5 protein-coding genes and 1 pseudogene are annotated in these 4,027 nt (G+C 70.0%); 2 read left to right on the plus strand and 4 right to left on the minus strand.

Annotated elements, in window-relative coordinates:
- A partial coding sequence (locus tag CCN72_RS30970; protein WP_086811393.1) for a terpene synthase family protein occupies positions 1-1,031 on the minus strand: 1,031 nt, incomplete at its 3' end.
- Between the two features lie 100 nt (positions 1,032-1,131).
- A complete protein-coding gene (locus CCN72_RS30975) occupies positions 1,132-1,539 on the minus strand; it encodes an ATP-binding protein (protein ID WP_237553250.1) in 408 nt (135 codons plus the stop codon).
- 163 nt (positions 1,540-1,702) lie between these two features.
- Between CCN72_RS30975 and CCN72_RS30980 the strand changes: the two genes are divergently transcribed.
- Positions 1,703-2,584, plus strand: a complete 882-nt coding sequence (locus tag CCN72_RS30980; protein ID WP_086811397.1) for a helix-turn-helix domain-containing protein — start codon at positions 1,703-1,705, stop codon at positions 2,582-2,584.
- 3 nt (positions 2,585-2,587) lie between these two features.
- Positions 2,588-2,800, plus strand: coding sequence for a DUF397 domain-containing protein (locus tag CCN72_RS30985; protein WP_086811399.1), 213 nt, complete (start codon positions 2,588-2,590; stop codon positions 2,798-2,800).
- Here CCN72_RS30985 and CCN72_RS30990 read toward each other — a convergent pair.
- Complete coding sequence (locus CCN72_RS30990; protein WP_086811401.1) at positions 2,776-3,615, minus strand: alpha/beta fold hydrolase; 840 nt, start codon at positions 3,613-3,615, stop codon at positions 2,776-2,778. The two genes, CCN72_RS30985 and CCN72_RS30990, sit on opposite strands and share 25 nt — an antisense overlap.
- A gap of 74 nt (positions 3,616-3,689) precedes the next feature.
- A pseudogene (locus CCN72_RS30995) lies at positions 3,690-4,027 on the minus strand (helix-turn-helix domain-containing protein); the annotation flags it as partial.

Raw genomic sequence — 4,027 nt, forward strand, 5'->3', positions numbered from 1 at the left:
CGGAAGGCCCACCGCTGATCCGCGGGGCGCTGCGCGAACGCGGTCGTGTAGCGGGCGCTGCTCCGCTGCCAGGGGTCGTAGCCGCCGATCCAGCACTCGAGGCCGTGCCCGTAACCGAGCACGGCCTCGGTCTCCTCCCCGGACAGCCCCAGGTCGGCGCACATCTCCGGGAGCCGGCCGTGGAGTTCGGCGAACCGGCGCACCTGCTCGCGGACCGACGCGCACACCCGTGAGATCGCCTCGTCCAGCGAGCAGTCGTACGTGCCCTGGAGGGTGAGCACGATGTTGTCGTTGTCCCCGCGGGCCATCTCCTTGTGCAGCGAGAGGACGTCGTTCATGTAGTTGACGACGTCCATCGTGATGCAGCGCATGATCTGGAGGGGCGGCGCGTGGAAGGCGATGCGCGGGCACTCCCGGCCGCGGGCCAGCTCGATCAGATCGAGGAACAGCGGCATGTACGAGGTGCCCCTGCGCAGCCACAGGTACTGGTCCAGGAGCAGCGGCTTTCCGCTGCGCAGCGCGACGCGTTCATGGGCCATCGAGGTCAGGCAGTAGACCCAGTCGGTGCGGACGCGGGCGTGCCACTCGGCGGACAGCCCGGCGCGTAGCCACTCGTGCCAGATCTCGGCGAAGATGCCGGTCAGGGGGGAGGTGGCGGGGACGTCGGTCCGTTCGTCGATGACTCCGAGACAGGTGCGCACCTCGGCCGCCGCCTCGGCCGACGCGGTCGCCGAGGTGCCCTCGAACTGGTCGTCGTACACGGTCATGAAGGTGGTGGCGTAGTTGCACAAGTCCAGGCCCACGTCGTCGACGTAGGGGTAGACCGCGCCCACCAGACCTTCCAGGTCCCAGGAGCGGTACCACTCGAAGGCCCGCTCGTCCGCGAACAGCCGGCGGCCCCGGAGCCGCCGGAGATTGCGTTCGCGGCCGGCCTCGGTCCCGGGGTGGAGCGCTGAGCGGACCTTCAGGTCTCCCCAGAGGGGTGCGGTGAACAGTTCGGATCCTGGTGCGGGGGTGTCGGGGCTGGTCATTCGTCCAGTCAAGTCGGCCGGACACCCGGGAGTCAGCCGTCGGAGGGCGGCGATGCGTTGAACGCGCCGACCGGGTTGAACACCTGCGGACCGAGAGGGTTCAGCCGACCGTGCCCAAGCGGGCGCGGACCGTCTTGCCGAGTTCCGCCCTGAGGAACCAGTCCAGCTCCTCCGCGAGCGCGGCGACGACTCGCAGCCCTCGGCCACGCTCGCCTCCGGGGCCCTGCCGGCCCGGCACGGGAAACGCCGGTACCGGGTCGGACACTTCCACGATCAGCTCGTTGTTCTCCAACTCTCGCAACCTCAGCCACAGTTGGTGACCCGGCACCTTCGCGTGCACCGCCGCGTTGGCGACCAGCTCCGACGCCACGAGGACGGCGTCCTCGATGTCCCCGGCCCAGTTCCAGCCCGTGAGGCGACGGCGGGCCTGGATACGGGCGACGGGGACGCTGCGGGTGGTCATGGGGTAGCTCATGGCCCAGTCGTGGGTGAGGAGAGTGGGGGGCATGGGGGGCTCCGTTCCGTGGGGTGGTTGCCAACCCACGGTGACGATCCCGGCCTTCGAGCTGCAATCGAAACTCCGCAGAAATTTCAGAGGAGGTGAAATTGGACTATGCCCGCATCTGCGCATTCGCCTGCGCGCTCTGTACTGGAGGTGTCACACTCTGCACATGGCACCCAAACGTGGACGCACGGCACAGCGGCTTGAACTTGGCTTGCAACTTCGTCAGTTGAGGGAGGGCTGTAGCGGCGGAGACCGGGGAGGTGGCCTCACGCGGAAGCAGGCCGTGCAGGGGCTGCGCATCTCGGAGGCCAGCCTGCTGCGGATCGAGACCGGCGCACTCAATTTCCGCAACGTCGGTGACCTGCGGAAACTCCTGGACAAGTACGGCGTCACGGACGAGGACGTCATCGAGTCGCTGGTCAACCTCAACAAGGAGTCCAACCAGCAGGATTGGCTTACGCAATACCGGGGGCTGATGCCTGCCGGGATGCCGGGCTTCGTGGGGCTTGAGCCGGAGGCGCGGTCTGTGAAGGCGTATCACCCGACGCTCATCTATGGCCTGATTCAGACCCGGGACTACGCCGTCGCCCTCCACGAGGCGCACAAGGCGATCGAGGAGTTCACGTCCGAGTTCATCCGGAACAGCGTGGAGGTGAGGATGAAGCGCCAGGAAATCCTCACTCGCGAGAACCCGGTGCGGGTCCACGTCGTCGTGGGCGAGGCGGCTCTGCGGTATCCGGTAGGCGGCGTGGAGGTCATGCGTGAGCAGTACGCTGCACTTGAGGCGCTGGCGAGTCTGAGCCACATCACCATCCAGGTGCTGCCCTTCCGCCCCGGCTATCGTTCGACCAGCGACTTCGCCATCCTTGACTTCGGCAAGGATTTCCCCCCACGGGTGTCGATCGATACTCCCTGGGGGCCAATCTCCACCTCGGACAAGCCTCGTGAGGTCGACAGGTTCACCCGCCGGTTCGACGTCATGGTGGCGGACGCGCTGCCGCCCGATAAGACTCCCGAGTTCCTGCACCGACTAGAACGAGAGATCTAGACCATGTACCAGCCTCACGCCGCACTCGAACTCGCCCCGGGACGGGACTGGTTCAAGTCCTCGTACAGTGAGCCCGGCCAGAACTGCGTCGAAGTAGCCCCCCTCGCCCCCCGCATCGGCGTCCGTGACTCCAAGGACCCCCACGGTCCCGCCCTCCTCGTCCCCTCCTACGCCTGGGCGGAGTTCATCGGTCACGTGGCCGCGGTCACGAAGTAGGCCGGGTCGTCCAGCCAGGGGAAGTGGCCCGCGCCGGGCTGGATCACCAGTTCGGCGTCGGGGAAGAGGGCCGCGTACGCGGCGACCGTGGCCGGCGGGGCGCCCGGGTCGACCTCGCCCGCGAGCAGCCGTACCGGCGCGGTGAGACGGGCCAGCGCGGCCCGGGTGGCCGGCGGGTCGTACGCGCCCTCCGCGCCGTACGCGGCCATGACCTCGGGGTTCGACCGCTCGTCCGCCGCGGCCTGATGGGCGCGTGCCGCCGCGTCCCAACGGCCGTACGAGAACGGGGCGATGGCCTCCCATGAGGCCGCCGTCGCGCGGCCCTGTGTGATCGCCTCCAGTGCCGCGTACGCCGCCGGGAACCAGGGCTCCGCGGCGCGGGCCCGGACGGTCTCAAGACGCAGCGCACCGCTGATCGTGAGGCCGACGGCGGCGACGCTCGGGGTGATCAGGGTCAGCCGCTCGACGCGCTCGGGGTGGCAACTCGCGTACAGCACAGCCAGGTTGGCGCCGGCGCAGTGCGCGAGCAGATCCATCCGGTCCAGACCCAGACGCATGCGCAGGGCCTCCACGTCGGCCACCATCCGGTTGCAGCGGTACGACGCCGGGTCCCGGGGGGTCGCCGAGCGGCCCGTGCCCCGGAGGTCCGGCATGATCAGCCGCCGGTAACGGGACAGGCCGCCCAGATCGCCGAGGTACGCCGAGTCCGTCGGGCCGCCGGGCAGGGCGACCAGCGGGCTGCCCTCGCCGCGGACGTGGTAGGCGAGTTCGGTGCCGTCGGGCGCGGCGAAGGAGAAGGAAGAAGGGGAAGCCATGGCGAAGAGGCTTACCCCGGCGGGCAGTTGGGGGGCAACCGGAATTCCCGCGCCGCGCCCCTACAGCCGTGNNCCGTCAGCTGTTCCACGCGGTTGAGGCGGTAGTAGAGGGTCTGGCGGTGGATGCCCAGCTCGGAGGCCGTACGGCCGGCCTGGCCCGCGCAGTCGAGATAGACCTCGGCGGTGCGGGCCAGCTCGCGGTGGGCCGGGGAGAGGAGGGGGCCGGCGGCCGGGTCCTGCGCGGACTCCGGGGGGAGCGCGGTCAGCAGGCGGTACGGCCCGATGCCCCGCCACCGCGCGACCGGCCCGAGGTGCCGTTCGGCCAGCGCCGCCTGTGCCGCGGCGCGCGCCTCCTGCCAGACCGCGCCCAGCTCGGCCAGTCCGACCCGGGGGTCCCCGATCCCGGCGGCGG

The organism is Streptomyces murinus, assembly GCF_002154555.1.
Classification (GTDB): Bacteria; Actinomycetota; Actinomycetes; order Streptomycetales; family Streptomycetaceae; genus Streptomyces; species Streptomyces murinus.

Excerpts from the sequence above, each read along its gene's own strand:
- CCN72_RS30975 (WP_237553250.1), bottom strand. The coding sequence starts at position 1,539 with ATGCCCCCCACTCTCCTCACCCACGACTGGGCCATGAGCTACCCCATG.
- CCN72_RS30980 (WP_086811397.1), top strand. The coding sequence starts at position 1,703 with ATGGCACCCAAACGTGGACGCACGGCACAGCGGCTTGAACTTGGCTTG.
- CCN72_RS30985 (WP_086811399.1), top strand. The coding sequence starts at position 2,588 with ATGTACCAGCCTCACGCCGCACTCGAACTCGCCCCGGGACGGGACTGG.
- CCN72_RS30990 (WP_086811401.1), bottom strand. The coding sequence starts at position 3,615 with ATGGCTTCCCCTTCTTCCTTCTCCTTCGCCGCGCCCGACGGCACCGAA.